15 protein-coding genes are annotated in these 17,346 nt (G+C 38.8%); 9 read left to right on the top strand and 6 right to left on the bottom strand.

Annotated elements, in window-relative coordinates; translation table 11 throughout:
- Window positions 1-15 precede the first annotated feature (15 nt).
- The 5 genes from AC3KZC_RS10790 (at window position 16) to AC3KZC_RS10770 (ending at window position 5,301) form a co-directional block, all read left to right on the top strand.
- The gene (locus AC3KZC_RS10790; RefSeq protein ID WP_490579474.1) at window positions 16-342 is read left to right on the top strand and encodes a YbaB/EbfC family nucleoid-associated protein; all 327 of its coding nucleotides are present in this window, start codon (window positions 16-18) and stop codon (window positions 340-342) included.
- 10 nt (window positions 343-352) lie between these two features.
- Window positions 353-961, top strand: a complete 609-nt coding sequence (recR, locus tag AC3KZC_RS10785; RefSeq protein ID WP_490579475.1) for a recombination mediator RecR — start codon at window positions 353-355, stop codon at window positions 959-961.
- Between the two features lie 155 nt (window positions 962-1,116).
- Window positions 1,117-3,030 (top strand): molecular chaperone HtpG, encoded by a 1,914-nt coding sequence (htpG, locus tag AC3KZC_RS10780; RefSeq protein WP_490579476.1) that lies wholly within the window; start codon window positions 1,117-1,119, stop codon window positions 3,028-3,030.
- Between the two features lie 174 nt (window positions 3,031-3,204).
- Window positions 3,205-3,849 (top strand): adenylate kinase, encoded by a 645-nt coding sequence (gene adk / locus AC3KZC_RS10775; RefSeq protein WP_490579477.1) that lies wholly within the window; start codon window positions 3,205-3,207, stop codon window positions 3,847-3,849.
- A gap of 126 nt (window positions 3,850-3,975) precedes the next feature.
- Complete coding sequence (locus AC3KZC_RS10770) at window positions 3,976-5,301, top strand: IS4 family transposase (RefSeq protein ID WP_518525896.1); 1,326 nt, start codon at window positions 3,976-3,978, stop codon at window positions 5,299-5,301.
- Window positions 5,302-5,366: 65 nt separating this feature from the next.
- Here AC3KZC_RS10770 and tpx read toward each other — a convergent pair whose 3' ends face one another.
- Window positions 5,367-5,951 (bottom strand): thiol peroxidase, encoded by a 585-nt coding sequence (gene tpx, locus AC3KZC_RS10765; RefSeq protein WP_490578971.1) that lies wholly within the window; start codon window positions 5,949-5,951, stop codon window positions 5,367-5,369.
- 217 nt (window positions 5,952-6,168) lie between these two features.
- Between tpx and AC3KZC_RS10760 the strand changes: the two genes are divergently transcribed.
- Both AC3KZC_RS10760 and AC3KZC_RS10755 read left to right on the top strand, forming a co-directional pair.
- Entirely contained in the window at window positions 6,169-7,173 is a 1,005-nt protein-coding gene (locus AC3KZC_RS10760) for a response regulator (protein ID WP_490578970.1), read from the top strand.
- A gap of 4 nt (window positions 7,174-7,177) precedes the next feature.
- Window positions 7,178-8,143, top strand: a complete 966-nt coding sequence (locus AC3KZC_RS10755; RefSeq protein WP_490578969.1) for a GGDEF domain-containing protein — start codon at window positions 7,178-7,180, stop codon at window positions 8,141-8,143.
- A 48-nt stretch (window positions 8,144-8,191) separates the two neighbouring features.
- Here AC3KZC_RS10755 and AC3KZC_RS10750 read toward each other — a convergent pair whose 3' ends face one another.
- From AC3KZC_RS10750 to AC3KZC_RS10730, 5 genes are all read right to left on the bottom strand, one after another.
- Window positions 8,192-9,076: a universal stress protein gene (locus tag AC3KZC_RS10750; protein ID WP_490578968.1), complete on the bottom strand. Its 885-nt coding sequence runs from the start codon at window positions 9,074-9,076 to the stop codon at window positions 8,192-8,194.
- A gap of 6 nt (window positions 9,077-9,082) precedes the next feature.
- Window positions 9,083-10,606 carry a SpoVR family protein gene (locus tag AC3KZC_RS10745; RefSeq protein WP_490578976.1) on the bottom strand — a complete coding sequence of 508 codons (1,524 nt, stop codon included), beginning with the start codon at window positions 10,604-10,606 and terminating at the stop codon, window positions 9,083-9,085.
- A 24-nt stretch (window positions 10,607-10,630) separates the two neighbouring features.
- Entirely contained in the window at window positions 10,631-11,917 is a 1,287-nt protein-coding gene (locus tag AC3KZC_RS10740) for a YeaH/YhbH family protein (protein WP_490578967.1), read from the bottom strand.
- 30 nt (window positions 11,918-11,947) lie between these two features.
- Window positions 11,948-13,870: a PrkA family serine protein kinase gene (locus tag AC3KZC_RS10735; RefSeq protein WP_490578966.1), complete on the bottom strand. Its 1,923-nt coding sequence runs from the start codon at window positions 13,868-13,870 to the stop codon at window positions 11,948-11,950.
- Between the two features lie 299 nt (window positions 13,871-14,169).
- Entirely contained in the window at window positions 14,170-14,751 is a 582-nt protein-coding gene (locus AC3KZC_RS10730; RefSeq protein WP_490578965.1) for a Fe-Mn family superoxide dismutase, read from the bottom strand.
- Window positions 14,752-14,963: 212 nt separating this feature from the next.
- On the opposite strand from AC3KZC_RS10730, the gene AC3KZC_RS10725 reads away from it, so the two are divergent.
- Window positions 14,964-15,308 carry a Grx4 family monothiol glutaredoxin gene (locus tag AC3KZC_RS10725; RefSeq protein ID WP_490578964.1) on the top strand — a complete coding sequence of 115 codons (345 nt, stop codon included), beginning with the start codon at window positions 14,964-14,966 and terminating at the stop codon, window positions 15,306-15,308.
- Window positions 15,309-15,361: 53 nt separating this feature from the next.
- The gene (locus AC3KZC_RS10720; RefSeq protein WP_490578963.1) at window positions 15,362-16,861 is read left to right on the top strand and encodes a dipeptidase; all 1,500 of its coding nucleotides are present in this window, start codon (window positions 15,362-15,364) and stop codon (window positions 16,859-16,861) included.
- The last annotated feature ends 485 nt before the right edge of the window (window positions 16,862-17,346 follow it).

Here is a 17,346-nt window from a genome sequence, read left to right as displayed (position 1 = left end):
AGAGAGAACAGCATTATGATGAAAGGTGGAATGGGTAACTTAATGAAGCAAGCGCAAATGATGCAAGAGCGTATGCAAAAAGCCCAAGAAGAAATCGCGACAATGGAAGTTGTTGGCGAATCAGGTGCAGGCCTTGTAAAAGTGACCATGCTAGGTAACCATAATGTTCGCCGTGTTGAGCTAGATGATAGCTTGATGGAAGATGATAAAGACATGATTGAAGATTTACTGGCAGCTGCTGTAAATGATGCAGTGCGTCGTGTTGAAGAGCAAAGCAAAGACCGTATGGCCAAAGTAACTGGTGGAATGCAAATGCCACCTGGTTTCAAAATGCCATTTTAATGAGTAAATTATGAAACTTTCAGCAAGTTTAACTCAGTTGATCAGTAGCTTACGCTGTTTACCTGGTATTGGACCAAAATCAGCGCAACGCATTGCATTTCATTTATTGGAACGCGATCGTGATGGTGGCCGCCAACTCGGTCAAGCACTGACTCATGCAATGGCTAAAGTGGGTCACTGTCAAACGTGCCGTACTTTTTGTGAAGAGCCTGTTTGCGAGTTATGCCAAAACGTTAAACGTATTGATTCTGGTTTGTTATGTGTGGTCGAATCTCCCTCTGATGTATTAGCGATTGAACAAACAGGGCAATACAGTGGGCGCTACTTTGTCTTGATGGGGCATTTATCGCCGCTTGATGGCATTGGTCCAAAAGAGATTGGTCTTGATGAACTCGAAGCTCAATTTTCGCAAGGGCATATAAGCGAAGTGATTTTAGCTACCAACCCAACCGTTGAGGGCGAAACAACGGCGCACTATATTGCCGAGTTGTGTCAAAAATATCACATAGCAGCCTCTCGCATTGCACATGGAGTGCCAGTGGGTGGGGAGCTTGATTTAGTTGATGGTAAAACCTTGGCCCATGCGTTTAATGGTCGAAAAACAGTTGCGATAGATTAAGTTAACCATTGCTGAAAAAACAAAAACCAACCCTAGAGGTTGGTTTTTGTTTTTGTTATTTAAAAAATTCTATCCACCCGCCTTGAAGTTTCGACGCCTAGCCCCATATCAATGAGCAGAAGAATTTGGTTATCGCATTTTAAATGGAGAACGCAATGACAGCAGCTCAAAAAGAAACATTAGGCTTTCAAACCGAAGTAAAACAACTATTAAACCTAATGATCCACTCACTGTATTCAAATAAAGAGATATTCTTACGTGAATTAGTGTCTAACGCTTCAGATGCCGCGGATAAGTTACGTTTTTTAGCGCTTTCAGATGGTAATTTATACCAAGGTGATGCAAACCTTCGTGTCCGCATTAGTGCCGACAGCGAAAAAGGTACGGTTACAATTTCTGATAACGGCATTGGTATGACCCGTGAGGAAGTGATCAGCTCTTTAGGTACGATTGCAAAATCAGGCACCGCTGATTTCTTTAAAAATTTAACGGGCGATCAAGCAAAAGACTCGCAGCTAATTGGTCAATTTGGTGTCGGTTTTTATTCTGCTTTTATCGTTGCAGATTCAGTAACGGTTCGTACACGTAAAGCTGGAGAAACAAAAGCGATTGAATGGCATTCTCAAGGTGAAGGTGAATACACCTTAGCTGAGATTGAAAAAGAAAGCCGTGGTACAGAGATTATTTTACACCTTCGTGAAGAAGAAAAAGAATTTGCGAGTGACTACCGTTTAAAGAGCATAGTAACAAAATACTCTGATCACATCGCCATCCCGGTTGAAATGTGGGAAGAAGGTACGCCTGAATCAGAAAGTGAAGACGGTGAAAAAGTGGCTGCAACGGAAGGTCAATGGCAAGCTATTAACCGTGCAACAGCCCTTTGGACACGTGATAAATCAGAATTATCAGACGATGAATACAAAGAGTTTTATAAACATGTAAGCCATGATTGGGAAGAGCCGTTAACATGGGCACACAATAAAGTCGAAGGTAAAACAGAATACACCAGCTTATTGTATATTCCGAAAAAAGCACCGTTTGATATGTGGAACCGTGATCGTCAAAGTGGTTTAAAACTCTATGTTCAACGTGTATTTATCATGGATGATGCAGAGCAATTTATGCCAAGCTATTTACGTTTTGTAAAAGGCCTATTGGATTCCAATGATTTACCACTGAATGTATCACGTGAAATTTTACAAGATAACAAAGTAACGCAAGCTATCCGTAAAGGATGTACTTCACGCGTTTTAAAAATGCTTGATCGTATGGGTAAAAATCGTCCTGAAGAATACCAAGTATTTTGGAATGAGTTTGGTCAAGTAATGAAAGAAGGCCCTGCAGAAGATTTTGCTCATAAAGAGGATATTGCTAAATTACTTCGCTTTGCTTCAACGCACAGCGATGAAAGTACTCAAAATGTGTCACTAACTGATTACATTGAGCGTATGAAAGATGGGCAAGATAAAATTTATTATGTTGTTGCCGATAGTTTTGGTGCCGCGAAAAACTCACCGCATTTAGAAATTTTCCGCAAAAAAGGCATTGAAGTATTGTTACTATCAGACCGTGTTGATGAGTGGATGATGAGCCATCTAACTGAGTTCGATGGTAAACAATTACGCTCGGTAACGCGTGGTGATCTTGATTTAGGTAGCTTAGATGATGAAGAAACTAAACAAGAGCAAGCAAAAGCTGAAAAAGCAGTTGAAGGCTTAGTTGAGCGTGTAAATACATCGCTTGCAGGCAAAGTGAAAGAAGTGCGTTTCACCCATCGTTTAACTGACTCACCAGCGTGTGTGGTCACTGATGAAAATGACATGAGTTCACAAATGGCTAAGTTAATGGCTTCGGTTGGTCAAGCGGTACCAGAAGCATTGCCTATTTTTGAATTAAATCCAGATCATCAATTAGTACAGCATTTAAATAATATGCAAGATGAAGACAAGTTCGCACAATGGTCTGAGGTATTACTAGACCAAGCTTTACTAGCAGAGCGCGGTAGCTTAAAAGATCCTGCCGGTTTTGTAAGTCGCTTAAATAAATTAATGCTTGATTTAAGTAAGTAATCAACAGCATTTAAGTTTAAAACCGAAAAGGAGAGTGAAAACTCTCCTTTTTTGTATTTTGGATTAATTAAGTGCGCAATTGTCTAAAACTTTTGGCTATATACTCTTGAGTATCCATAGCGCTTGTGGAAGAATTCGGTCTCTTAACTATTGATGACACATGAGGACAGTGAAATGCGCATTATTCTTTTAGGCGCTCCAGGTGCAGGTAAAGGTACTCAAGCTCAATTTCTAATGGAAAAGTTTTCGATTCCACAGATTTCTACGGGCGACATGTTACGTGCTGCGATTAAAGAAGGCACACCACTTGGTTTAGAAGCCAAAAAAGTGATGGATGCAGGTCAATTGATTTCTGATGATATCATCATTGGTCTTGTAAAAGAGCGTATCGCTAAAGCGGATTGCGAAAAAGGTTTTTTATTAGACGGTTTCCCACGCACGATCCCACAAGCAGATGCAATGAAAGAAAATGGCGTTGTTGTAGATCACGTCATTGAATTTGACGTTGCAGATGAAGTGATTGTTGAGCGCATGGGTGGACGTCGTGTACATCCGGGTTCTGGCCGTGTATATCATGTTGTTTACAATCCTTCAAAAGTGGAAGGTAAAGATGATGTAACAGGTGAAGACCTTATTATTCGTGATGATGATGTAGAAGAAACAGTGCGTAAACGTTTAGGTATTTACCATGACCAAACAAAGCCACTTGTAAGCTACTATCAGGCAGAAGCGGATGCAGGTAATACTCAGTATCATAAACTAGATGGTACTCAAGCTGTTGATGCGGTAAGTGTTCAATTAGCTGAGCTATTAGCATAAGCCCCACTTGATAAAAAAACCCTCAGTTGAGGTAATGCCGATCAGTTAAGAAATATTTTACTGATCGGTTGACCGATCTTCTGTAGATGTAACAATCCGATGAGCCCACATGTCATCGGATTTTTTATGGAACTGTCAGAAGCCTTAGCACGCACCTCAATTAACCGCCTTACCGAATTTTCGTCATTAGCGGATGTCCTAGACCCCGAAATTATTCAATCGTGTTTAGCCTCTAATGGTGTGGCCACATTGCGTAAACGCAAGCTGCCTATGGATGCAATGATTTGGGCCGTGATAGGTATGTCACTTTTTCGCACTGAATCAGTCCGCCTGCTCATCAACAAGCTCGATATTGTATTACCGCAGGATGTGGATTACGTCGCACGCAGTGCCGTGACACAAGCGAGAAAGAAGCTAGGCAGTGATGTGGTTCGAGATGTATTTCATCTTTCAGCACAGAAGTGGCATGAGCGAGCTGAGCATCCCCATTGGTGTGGTCTGAACTTATTTGGTGTTGATGGCGTTGTATGGCGCACGCCCGATAGTAAAGAAAACAGCGCAGCCTTTGCCCGTACAGCGAATAAAGCCAGTGAAGCAGGCTATCCTCAGGTACGAATGGTATGTCTGATGGAGCTTAGTAGCCACTTAATTCTTGATAGTGCATTGAGTAGCGTGAGTGAAAATGAGATGACACTGGCAGCACAGCTCATAGCACGTGTACCAGATAACAGCCTAACATTGTTTGATAAAGGCTTTTACTCACTAGGCTTGTTACATGATTGGCAGCATAAAGGCATCAACACACATTGGTTATTACCGCTAAAGAAGAACGTACAGTATGAGGAAATCAAACGTCTTGGCAGGCAAGATAAACTCATCCGCCTAACCACCACACCTCAAGCGAGAAAAAAGCGACCAGAGTTGCCCTTAACAATGGACGTGCGACTTATCACCAAACTAATCAAAGGAAAAGAAGTCAAAATACTCACGTCCATGGTCGACCCTATGGCATATCCATCGGCAGAAATAGTCGACCTTTATAGTCATCGCTGGGAAATAGAGATGGGCTACCGAGAAATGAAGCAACACTTGCTGGCAAGTAGGTTTACGTTAAGAAGCAACTTACCAGAGCTCATTAGACAGGAGTTATGGGGGGTGCTGTTGGCGTACAACTTAATCCGCTATAAGATGGTCCTGATGGCGAAGTCGCTCAAGAGTGTTTTCCCAAACCAACTAAGCTTTAGAGATGCCTCATCACACATCATCCATAAGCTGACTATGATGCCAATTTATGCGCCCGGTAATGTCCCCGGACTGATATTAGAAATAGAAAGAAATGCCAGTCAATTTAAGCTAGAGGGAAAACGAGAACGAAGTTACCCAAGAACACTAAAAGTATCGAAAAACCGCTACCCTGTAGCTAAAAATAAAAAAGCCGCTCACCTTAAGTGAACGGCATTACTCAGTTGAGGGTTTTTTTATATCTCAGTTTTGGTGCTAAATACTTTATCAATGTATTAAAGAGTTTTTAGCATATCTATTACAGGTTGATATTCAGGCGCTTTTGATAAAACCGGCACTAATTGTTTATAAACAATGGTATGGTTTTTATCAAGAATAAATACCGCACGGCTGAGTAAGCCCATATCTTGAATTATTAAACCGTATTTACGGCCAAAGTCGCGCCAGACTGAATCAGATAAAGTAGTTAATCTATCGATATTCTCTGCTTTACAAAAACGCTTTTGAGCAAAAGGTAGATCAGCGCTGATCGTGAGCATTTCAACATCAGGAAATTGAGCGGCTACTTGCTCATTAAAGTGCTTGGTTTGTAAGCTGCAAGTGCCAGTGTCTAAACTTGGAACAACACTAATTAGCACTACTTTATCTTTATATTTTGCCAATTCTACAGGCGTAAAGTTTTCGTCAACGACCTTAAAGTTAGGCGCTTTTTGACCAGTTTTAACGCCTTTACCTAATAAAACTACCGATTTGTTACCTGCGACAACCTTGCCTTGATCAAGTTTATTCACTGCATAGTCTTTTGCATAAGCAGAAACGCTAAAACAACACGCTAAAGAAAGTAACGCTATTTTAAGCATAGAGTGCTCCGTATAATATTTTTAAATCACAATTGAGCTTAGTGTATTTATTTAATGCTGTTGTAGCCATAATAATGTTAAATAAAACAGATATTAATTGAAATATTGTGCAATTATGAGACAAATTTTGTTATGTTTTAAAACCAAAGTAAAGAATGTGTGAATTTAGCTAAATTCTGCTCTAAACTGGTAATAATAATAAATAAAGAGAATGTTTATGGCGACTCCTGTTTTAATTTGTGATGATTCTCGACTAGCACGGCGTCAACTTGCTCGTTCATTACCCGAAGATTGGGACATCAAAATTGAATTTGCCGAAAACGGCTTGCAATGCTTGGAACAGATCCGAGCAATCTCCCCAGAAATTCTTTTTTTAGATTTAAATATGCCGCAAATGGATGGCTATGAAGTACTTCAAGCAATCCAAGAACAAAACCTGAATGTATTAACTGTGGTTGTATCAGGAGATATACAGCCTACAGCGCATCAACGAGTGCTTGATTTAGGTGCAATCGATTTTATAAAAAAACCGTGTGATGCCACTAAGCTTGCCGAAATCATCGAAAAACATGGCATTAAAGACCGTGCAATGCGAGAGCGCTTAGCTAATGCGTTAGGTGAGCAGCTAGATCCGGATATTCGTGATATTTATCAAGAACTGACCAATGTTGCTATGGGGCAGGCTGGTGATTTGCTGGCTCGTTTACTCAATGTATTCGTAAAATTACCTATCCCAAACGTCAATGTGTTAGAAGTCAGTGAACTTGATATGGCACTGCAGTCTATTGATAGTAATGCAAGTACATCGGGTGTTTGCCAAGGCTTTATTGGTGGTGGCGTCTCAGGTGAAGCTCTTTTGCTACTTAATGACTCTAGCTTTAAAGAAATCGCCTCTTTGATGAATTTTGATGGTGAGCTAAATAGTAAAACTGAACTCGAATTATTAATGGATATTAGTAATATCTTAATTGGTTCGGTGCTCACAGGCCTTTCTAAGCAACTTGATATGCCATTTAGCCAAGGTCATCCGGTTGTAATGGGCCAACATTGTGATGTCAGTGAACTAGTGCAAGCAAATAAATCGCGTTGGCAGCGGACACTTGCCATAGAAATCAGTTATGGCATTGAAAATCATAATATTAATTGTGATTTAATGTTGCTATTTACCGAAGACTCATTAAAAACGCTGAAGTATAAAGTTCAGTATCTATTAGAAGATTAATCCTATGCCTGCAGCTGATTTTGAAATGAATGAAATCCATTGGATGATGGATATGTTTAATACTATTGATGTTGGATTAGTGGTATTAGATCGCGATTACCGTGTCTGTGTTTGGAACGGGTTTATGGAAAATCATTCTGGCCTATTACCTAGTGCTGTGAAAGATAAAAATGTCTGTGATATTTATCCAAGTATTGATGAAAAGTGGTTTCGCAGTAAAGCTGAGTCTGTTTTTGTATTAAAGAATCGCTCTTTTACGATTTGGGAGCAGCAGCCATATATTTTTAAATTTAAAAACTATCGGCCGATTACAGGAAAAGCGGATCATATGTATCAAAACTCTACTTTCATTCCATTAACGAATGTTAGGGGAGAGGTGTCACATATTTGCATCATTATTTATGATGTAACTGATGAAGCTATAAATAAAAAAGAGCTTGAAGAGGCAAACCGAAAATTAGAAAGCTTAAGTCGAATAGACCGTTTAACTGGTTTATACAATCGAGGGTTTTGGGAAGAAAGCTTAAAAAAAGAAACAAAACGATTACAACGTAATGAAGGTCAGAGCTGTTTACTTATGCTTGATGTAGACCATTTTAAGCGTATCAATGATGCCTATGGTCACAGTGGTGGTGATGCAGCGCTGCGCCATATCGCTGATGTACTGAAAAAAACCTTGCGAGAGTCTGATTTAATTGGGCGTTTTGGTGGTGAAGAATTTTCTGTTACTTTAGTAGATACTGATGTTGAAGGTGGTAAAATCTTTGCTGAGCGACTACGTAAAATAATGTCAGAATCAACAATTATTTTCGATAATAATCAAATAAAAATGACAATTAGTTTGGGTCTTGCTCCTTATAACAAATCTTATGTGCAACATGAACAATGGATTGCAGATGCAGATAAAGCGTTGTATTACTCAAAAGAAAATGGCCGAAATCGAGTTACTGTATTTGGTCAGACTACTTAGGTTTACCAAAAAATCGATTTATAAATGAAAGAATAGTGCCAAAGCGCACTATTCTTTTTCAGGTGTTAAGATTAATAAATCAGTTTTAAGTAAGTTTAGAATTTTTTCAGCCGTATTACCTAATAATTTACCTTTCAAACCTTTCCGTCCTACAGATCCCATCACGACTAATCCAGCATTTGCATCGGCAGCTAAACTAGGGATCACCTTCTCTGCTGGGCCCGCTTTAACTGCAAGGCTATCAGTTATTTTATAGTCGCTTAATAACGCTTGCTGATCAGCAGGTAAATTATCTAGGGCATTCATTTGTGTTTCATCAACAAAAACAAAACCTAAATCACGTAGCAGAGGTGAAATACTGACTGCATAGCCAAACTTGGCCGAAACTTGGTTTATTTGGGAAAACAAAATACAGCTATCGATAATGGATTGGTTTAATGCAACTTTACTTGGTATTTTGCTTGCGAGATCTAAAGAACCAAAGATATTTTTATTATTACGCCAAGTTTGATCTGCTGCTAAGTACACAGGGACTGAGGAATTTCGAATTAATTGCCAGTCTAATTGCGAAAACTGTTGTTGGTCATCAATATGGCGTGTTTTTATAATCACACTGTATTGTGACATGTCACAATCAGTATCTAGCCATTGGCTAGGGTATTTATGCCAAAGTACAGAGTGTGTTATGGGCACATCATCATTCAATTGTGAGATGTCGCTTACTAGCTGAGTAGTTATCTGGCCGAGTTTTGCGTGTTTTATTTGCTCTAGTTGCGAAGATGACAGCTCAATTTTTAATTGAGCTGTATATTCATAGGTAAAACAAATTACCTCGATAGGTTGGTTAAAATACTTAGCCAACGAAATTGCCTGTTTGAGGGCAGGTGATGCGTACTCTATTTGGTCAATAATAACTAAAATTCTTTTATCCATAAGTGTTTAAGCTTCTAGTTCAGATGATTTTTGATGTTCTGGCTGCGGACATATCGCAATCTCAGTTACTAAGCCAGATTCGGATACTTGCTCTAGTTTTACCTTAAAGCCCCATAATCTGTAAAGGTGTTTCATTACCTCATCTTTTGAGTCTGCAAGAGGAACTTTTTTGTTCGGAACAAAGCGTAAGGTAAGCGACCGATCTCCTCGGACATCGACATCATAAATTTGAATGTTCGGTTCAAGATTACTTAAATTATATTGCTCAGATAATGCTTGGCGAACTGCAAGATAACCTTGCTCATTATGAATGGCACCAACTTCAAGATGATTTTGAGATTCATCGTCTAAGATTGAGAATAATTTAAAATCACGCATTAATTTAGGTGATAAAAACTGGCTGATGAAACTTTCATCTTTAAAATTCTGCATTGCAAAATGCAGAGTATCAAGCCAATTTTTTCCAGCAATATCAGGAAACCAATATTTATCTTCATCCGTTGGGTTTTCACAAATTCTTTTTATATCAACCATCATATTAAAGCCTAATGCATAAGGATTGATCCCAGAGTAGTATTTACTATTATATGGAGGTTGATAGACCACTCCTGTGTGGCTTTGCAGGATTTCGAGCATAAAGGCGTCAGTGACTTTTCCCTCATCATACAGATGGTTCAAAATAGTATAATGCCAAAAAGTTGCCCAGCCTTCATTCATAACCTGAGTTTGTTTTTGAGGATAAAAATATTGAGAAATTTTACGCACAATTCGAATAATTTCTCGTTGCCAAGGCTCTAATAGTGGTGCTCTTTTTTCTATGAAATATAAAATATTTTCTTGTGGCTCCTCAGGAAAACGGACTTTTTTTGCTTTTGCTTCTTGTTGATGATGTGGAATAGTACGCCAAAGTTCATTGACCTGAGATTGAAGATAGTCAGCTCGTTCTTCTTGTCTGCGTTGTTCTTCAAATAAAGAAATTTCGTGAGGGCGTTTATAGCGGTCAACCCCATAGTTCATTAGGGCATGGCAAGAATCGAGTAAACTTTCTACTTGTTCAAAACCATATTTTTGCTCGCATTTTGCTACGTAATTTTTGGCAAAAACTAAATAGTCGATGATGGAGCTTGCATCAGTCCAAGTTTTAAAAAGGTAATTGTTTTTAAAAAATGAATTGTGACCGTAACAAGCATGGGCCATAACCAGTGCTTGCATTGGCATGGTGTTTTCTTCCATAAGATAGGCAATGCAAGGGTCAGAGTTTATCACTATTTCATATGCAAGGCCCATTTGACCTCGCTTATAATTTTGTTCTGTTTGAATGAATTTTTTACCGAATGACCAATGGTTATAGCCAATCGGCATACCGACACTTGAATAGGCATCCATCATTTGTTCTGCGGCAATAATTTCAATTTGATTTGGGTAGGTATCTAAACGGTAATGCTTTGCTACCCGTGCAATTTCTTGGTGATATTGTTCTAATAATTCAAATGTCCAATCTGGACCATCAGGCAATCTTGTTGTTGTCATATTCATACCTCGCAATTGATGGTGTTATGCGACTGTTTTTGAGATTTGTTTATTTTTTTGAAATAACTCTCTGAAAATAGGGTAAATATCCTCAACAGAACGGATGTGCTGTAACGTAAAGTTAGAATGTGCTTTGGCTATTTTTTCATATTCACGCCAGAGACTTTGATGTGCTCTGTTAGTGATCTCAATATAAGCGTAATATCTAACCGCAGGTAATAAGTTTTTCTTCAAAATTTCAGTACAGTTTGGTGAGTCATCAGCCCAGTTATCGCCATCTGATGCTTGAGCAGCATAGATATTCCACTCTGCACTGTTGTAACGTTTTGTGATGATTTCATCCATTAGTTTTAATGCACTTGAGACGATGGTTCCGCCTGTTTCTTGTGAATAAAAGAACTCTTGCTCATCGACTTCTTTAGCTTGAGTATGATGGCGGATATAAACAACTTCGATATTTTTATAACTACGCGTTAAAAACATATAAAGTAAAATATAAAAGCGTTTTGCCATTTCTTTGGTTGCTTGATCCATTGAGCCTGATACATCCATTAAACAAAACATCACAGCTTTGCTGGTGGGTTCGGGGCGCTTTTCATAATTTCTAAAGCGTAAATCAAATGTATCTATAAAAGGGGTTGCTGCAATTTTTTGCTTTAATGTTTCAATTTCACAAGTAAGCTGTGAAACAAGTGACTCATCTCTTTGTGGCGCAGATAACAGCTCAGCCAGTTCTATTTCAGCTTCAGCTAGGCGACGTTTTTTACCCGCAGTCATTGCAACGCGCCTCGCCAAGGAACCTTGTAAGGAGCGCACAATATCAATGTTAGATGCAACGCCATCTTGGCAAAAGCCCGCTCGATGGGTTTTCATTTGTACTAACCGATCGAGTTGAGTTTGCTGCATATTTGGTAGTTCTAAGTCTTCAAATAGTAAATCGAGATATTCATCCTTTGAAATTGAGAAAACAAACTCGTCAGATCCTTCGCCCTGATCACTCGCGTCACCTTCACCAGCTCCTCCTCCTTGGCCTGATTGCGGGCGTTTGATTTTATCACCAGTACTAAATTGGTCATTTCCAGGGTGTACGGTATTTCTGATCCCCCCTTTGCCTTGATGAAACATCGGTTCACCGATGTCTTTGTGAGGAATAGAAACACTTTCACCTGAATCGATGTCTGTAACGCTGCGCTTACTAATGGCATCAGAAACAGCTTCTTTAATTTGCTGTTTGTAACGGCGAATAAACTTTTGTCTATTCACCGTACTTTTCTTTTTGCCATTTAAGCGGCGGTCAATAAAATGTGCCATAAAGCTACCTCCGCTGTGAGTGATTGCTGTTTACTGCGATTTACGAACGCGTAAATACCATTCAGACAAGAGACGAACTTGTTTTTGGGTATAACCTTTCTCTACCATTCTATTTACAAAGTCCTCATGTTTTTGCTGATCATCGGTTGAGGTTTTGGTATTGAATGAAATAACAGGTAATAAATCTTCGGTGTTAGAGAACATTTTCTTTTCAATAACAGTTCGAAGTTTCTCATAACTAGTCCAAGCGGGGTTGTTACCATTGTTATGCGCTTTGGCCCGTAAAACAAAATTAACAATTTCATTTCTAAAATCTTTAGGGTTAGAAATCCCAGCTGGCTTTTCAATTTTTTCAAGCTCTGCATTTAATGCAGCACGATCAAATAACTGACCTGTATCTGGGTCGCGATACTCTTGATCTTGAATCCAAAAATCAGCATAAGTGACATAGCGGTCGAAGATATTTTGCCCGTATTCAGAGTACGACTCTAAATAAGCGGTTTGAATTTCTTTACCTATAAACTCAACATATTTTGGAATGAGGTAGCCTTTTAAGTGTTCTAAGTAACGGTCTTGTACTTCTTGGCTAAATTGCTCACGCTCAATTTGTTGTTCTAACACGTAAAACAAGTGCACTGGATTTGCAGCTACTTCGACATGATCAAAGTTAAATACTCTAGACAGAATCTTAAAAGCAAATCGGGTTGAAAGCCCGTTCATACCTTCATCAACACCAGCATAGTCTCTATATTCTTGATAGGATTTTGCTTTAGGATCGGTGTCTTTAAGGCTTTCGCCATCATAAACGCGCATTTTGGAATAGATACTGGAGTTTTCAGGATCTTTCATTCGAGATAACACTGAAAATTGTGCTAGGGTTTCTAAAGTGCCTGGTGCGCAAGGGGAGTTATTTAGCTGTGAATGCTCTAGTAATTTACCATAAATTTTCATCTCTTCAGAAACACGTAAACAGTAAGGTACTTTGACAATATAAACACGGTCTAAAAATGCTTCGTTATTTTTGTTGTTTCTAAATGTTTGCCATTCAGATTCATTCGAGTGCGCTAAAATAATGCCATCAAAAGGCAATGCAGATAAACCTTCTGTACCGTTATAGTTGCCTTCTTGGGTCGCGGTTAAAAGCGGGTGCAATACTTTAATTGGCGCTTTAAACATTTCGACAAATTCCATTAAACCTTGATTTGCGTTACACAAAGCGCCCGAATAGGCATACGCATCTGGGTCATTTTGAGCAAAATGTTCGAGTTTTCGAATATCAACTTTACCCACTAATGCGCTAATATCTTGATTGTTCTCATCACCCGGTTCGGTTTTGGCAATTGCAATTTGATCCAAAATAGACGGATAACGTTTTACAACGGTAAATTTGGTGATATCACCATTAAACTCATGAAGACGCTTTGAAGCCCAAGGAGACATAATGGTTTTAATGTATCTTGTTTCAATACCGTATTCTTTTTGTAGTAATTCGCCATCCTCAACTGGATCAAATAAAGCCAATGGATGATCATTCACCGGCGATCCTTTAATGCAATAGATAGGCATTTTTTGCATTAAAAATTTAAGTTTTTCAGCTAACGATGATTTACCGCCGCCAACAGGACCTAACAAATAAAGTACTTGTTTTTTCTCTTCAAGGCCTTGTGCTGCATGTTTTAAATAAGCGACTATTTGTTCAATAGCTTCTTCCATGCCATAAAACTCATTAAATGCGGGGTAACGAGCAACAACGCGATTAGAGAAAATACGACTCAACCGAGGGTTTTGCGCGGTATTGACCATTTCTGGTTCGCCAATTGCTGCAAGTAAGCGCTCAGCAGAGCTTGAATATGCAGTTCTATCATTGCGACAAATTTCCAAGAATTCTGCAATGGTATATTCTTCTTCTTTTGCTGCTTCGTATCGTGCTTGGTAGTGATCGAATATTGTCATAATGACCTCCAATGGAACGGATAAATGCATAGCAAAAAAACATCGTTTTTATATTTGCTATAGCACTAAGCTTAGCTACAAAAAAATAATCTGCTTGTTTAAAGTGACGATTTTTAAAGAAAAAAACACGTCTATTGCGTAAATGTCAATAATAACCATGTCATTATTTTCAGGTTGTTAAGAAAGGAGGTTTTGTTTAGTTCTAAACGAAAGCATCGGTGTCTTCGTTGTGGTGAAAAGAGTGTTGATAAAATAAAAAGGCGCAAATGCGCCTTTAATAGAGAGGGTAACTTAAGTTATTAAGCTAGGTTTGCGTTTGCAAAGTCCCAGTTTACTAATGCCCAGAAGCCATTTAAGTATTCTGGACGCACGTTACGGTAATCGATGTAATATGCATGTTCCCATAAATCTACAGTCATTAAAGGTGTTACACCTGGTTGCGTAAGAGGAGTTGCTGCATTAGATGTATTAACGATATCTAAAGAACCATCTGCTAATTGCACTAACCAAGTCCAGCTTGAACCAAAGTTATTTACAGCTTTGTCATTAAAAGCTTCTTTAAATGCAGCAAATGAGCCCCATTTTGCATTGATTGCAGTAGCAACAGCACCTGTAGGTTCACCACCACCATTTGGTGATAAACTGTGCCAGTAAAAAGTGTGGTTCCAGATTTGAGCTGCATTATTGAAAACACCGCCTTCAGAAGTACGTACGATTTCTTCTAAAGTTTTGTTTTCAAAATCAGTACCAGCGATTAAACCGTTTAATTTAACAACGTAAGTGTTGTGGTGTTTACCGTGATGAAACTCTAATGTTTCTTTTGAAATATGTGGTACAAGTGCATCAATTGCATATGGTAAAGACGGTAGTTCAAATGCCATTTTTATATCTCCATCGACTTTTGTTAAATGGGTTTATGGTGTTACTATAATCCCGAGTATTTTACTCAAGTTTTGCTAAACAGCAATGCCATAGCTTATCAGATTATTGAAAGCATACTATTTTATTCAATTATTAATACAAAGATTTGGTTATAAACTCATTTAGAAGTATTATTTGATTTTACCAAATGTGGTGCATTTTGAGGTTGACCATGGAAACTATTGACAAGATTAAACAGCAAATTTCAGAGAACCCAATTTTACTTTATATGAAAGGCTCACCTAAGTTACCAAACTGTGGTTTTTCATCTCAAGCCTCACAAGCATTGATGTCGTGTGGTGAACCATTTGCCTACGTTGATATCCTGCTTAACCCAGATATTCGTGCTGAATTACCACATTATGCTAATTGGCCAACCTTCCCACAGCTTTGGATTGAAGGTGAACTAATTGGTGGTTGTGACATTATCATTGAAATGTTTCAGCGAGGCGAATTACAGCCACTCATCGCAGAGGCTGCGGCCAGAAACAAGCCAGCTGAAGAAGCTGCAGAATAATTTAAAGCGAGCTTAGCTCGCTTTTTTTATGTTTAAAATTGAGAGAAATAAGAATGTTGGCTAAAAAATTACCCCTAATTTTGCCATTGTTGAGCACATTTGCATGGGGCGATGTCTCATCACATGCTCAAAATGTTGCACATTATGCCGTGGAGCATTACCAACAAGCCCAAATCCATACCTTGAGTAACTTAGTTGCATTTCCAACTGTTAACAACCCTGACTTAACGGTGCCAAATGATCCTAATTTTATCGCTTTTAAACGCTACCTTGCATTAAAAGCAAAACAGCTGGGTTTCAAGTATGAAGATCATGGCTACACCGTATTAATTAGCTATGGTGAGCAAGACGATAAAATAACGGTTGTTACTCATGGTGATGTACAACCTGCTGATACAAGTAAATGGCAAAGCAGTCCGTTTGAGCTTGATAGTCATTCTGAGCCTGGCAAATTAATTGCGCGTGGTAGTGAAGACGATAAAGGCCCCATTGCAACTGCATTGTATGCGATGAAAGCGATTAAAGATAATAATGTAGTGCTCAAGCGCCGACTCGAGTTGATGATTTATCTTGCAGAAGAGTCTGATTGGGCACCGCTTGAGTTGTTTATGCAGGACTACCAACAACCTGATTTTGCAGTAACGATTGATGCATCTTATCCTGTGGTTGTAGCTGAAAAAGGCTGGTGCAGTGTTAAAAATCAATTCCCAGAGCGCGCCTTTGACAAAACAAAGCCATTTGCTGAGCATTTCTCCGGTGGTGCATTTGCAAGTCAAATTCCAGAAGATGCTTATGTCACGCTGCACAATTTATCAAAGCCGCAGCTCGCTTCTTTAAAAGAGAAAGCTGACCAACTCAATGCGGTTCAATTTGATTTCACTGAGCATCAGCAAACCGTCATAATTCATGCAAAAGGTCAATCTGCTCACTCCTCAGAACCTGAGGCGGGTGTCAATGCTATCGCACATTTAGCGCAGTTATTAACAGAGCTGAACTTAGAAATGAATGCCAGTGGGCAAGCGATTAGCTACATCAATGAGTTAATTGGACTAAGTTTGTATGGTGATAAATTTGGTAAAATTGCATATAGCCATGATTTTATGGGCCCAATGACTGTTGCGCCAACTTTACTAAGTGCAAAGCGGAGCGATAATTTAACTTTAACGGTTAATTTACGCAGACCAGTGGGCAAGGATAAAAAAGTGCTTCGGCAAGAAATTGTGGATGCCGTTGAACAATGGCAAACGTTACATCAACTCACGTTACCGCAAACGGACATCGTCCTGTCTGAACCTATGTTGCTTGATGATGCGCCACATGCAAAAACTTTGTTGGCTATTTTCAGCCATTTTAGTGGTCAAAAAGATGTCAAACCGGTTTCAATCGGTGGTGGTACGAACGCGAAGCTATTTGATCGTGCGGTATCGTTTGGTCCATCAATGCCTGGAAGACCCTATACCGGTCACTCTGAGCATGAGTTTATTACTCAAGAACAAATCAAATTGAACTTGGCTATGTATACAGCAATGATGATTGAAGTCGCTAACTTATAAGGTTTAAAAGTCGCATAAATATGAACGCCTTATTCAGCTTGCCGAATAAGGCGTTTTTTTATAGTTAATAACTGAAAGCGGCTAGGGTGCATAGCCATAAGAATACCTTTATTTACCAGTGATAAGGGATGGGTTTATATGATTTAATCATCTTAAAGAATGAACTTTAAGTTCATTTAGTTAATGAATGTTGTGAATAAATATTCATAATTAGCTATACCTTACGTTTACGTAAGCTTACTCTTTGGCGTTGCTTAATTTACATAATGATAAAATGTCACCGGTGTCATTGGGTGTTAATTTTCTAAATATGCCAATTTATTGGCTATAATGTTAAATTTTAGTGTTTTATTTCAATCGTGAAATATATTCACATTCATGAATATATATTCAAAATTTGATTGACGGCATGCTTTTTTCTCGATAGCTTCTATCTTCTGCTAGAGTTCTTATTTCCACTATCGGTTAATCTGCAACTTTCTACT

It is taken from the genome of Pseudoalteromonas sp. J2K-J031, from assembly GCF_058197095.2.
Note: the sequence above shows the minus strand (reverse complement) of the source record. Positions and strands in the feature narration are given on the sequence as shown.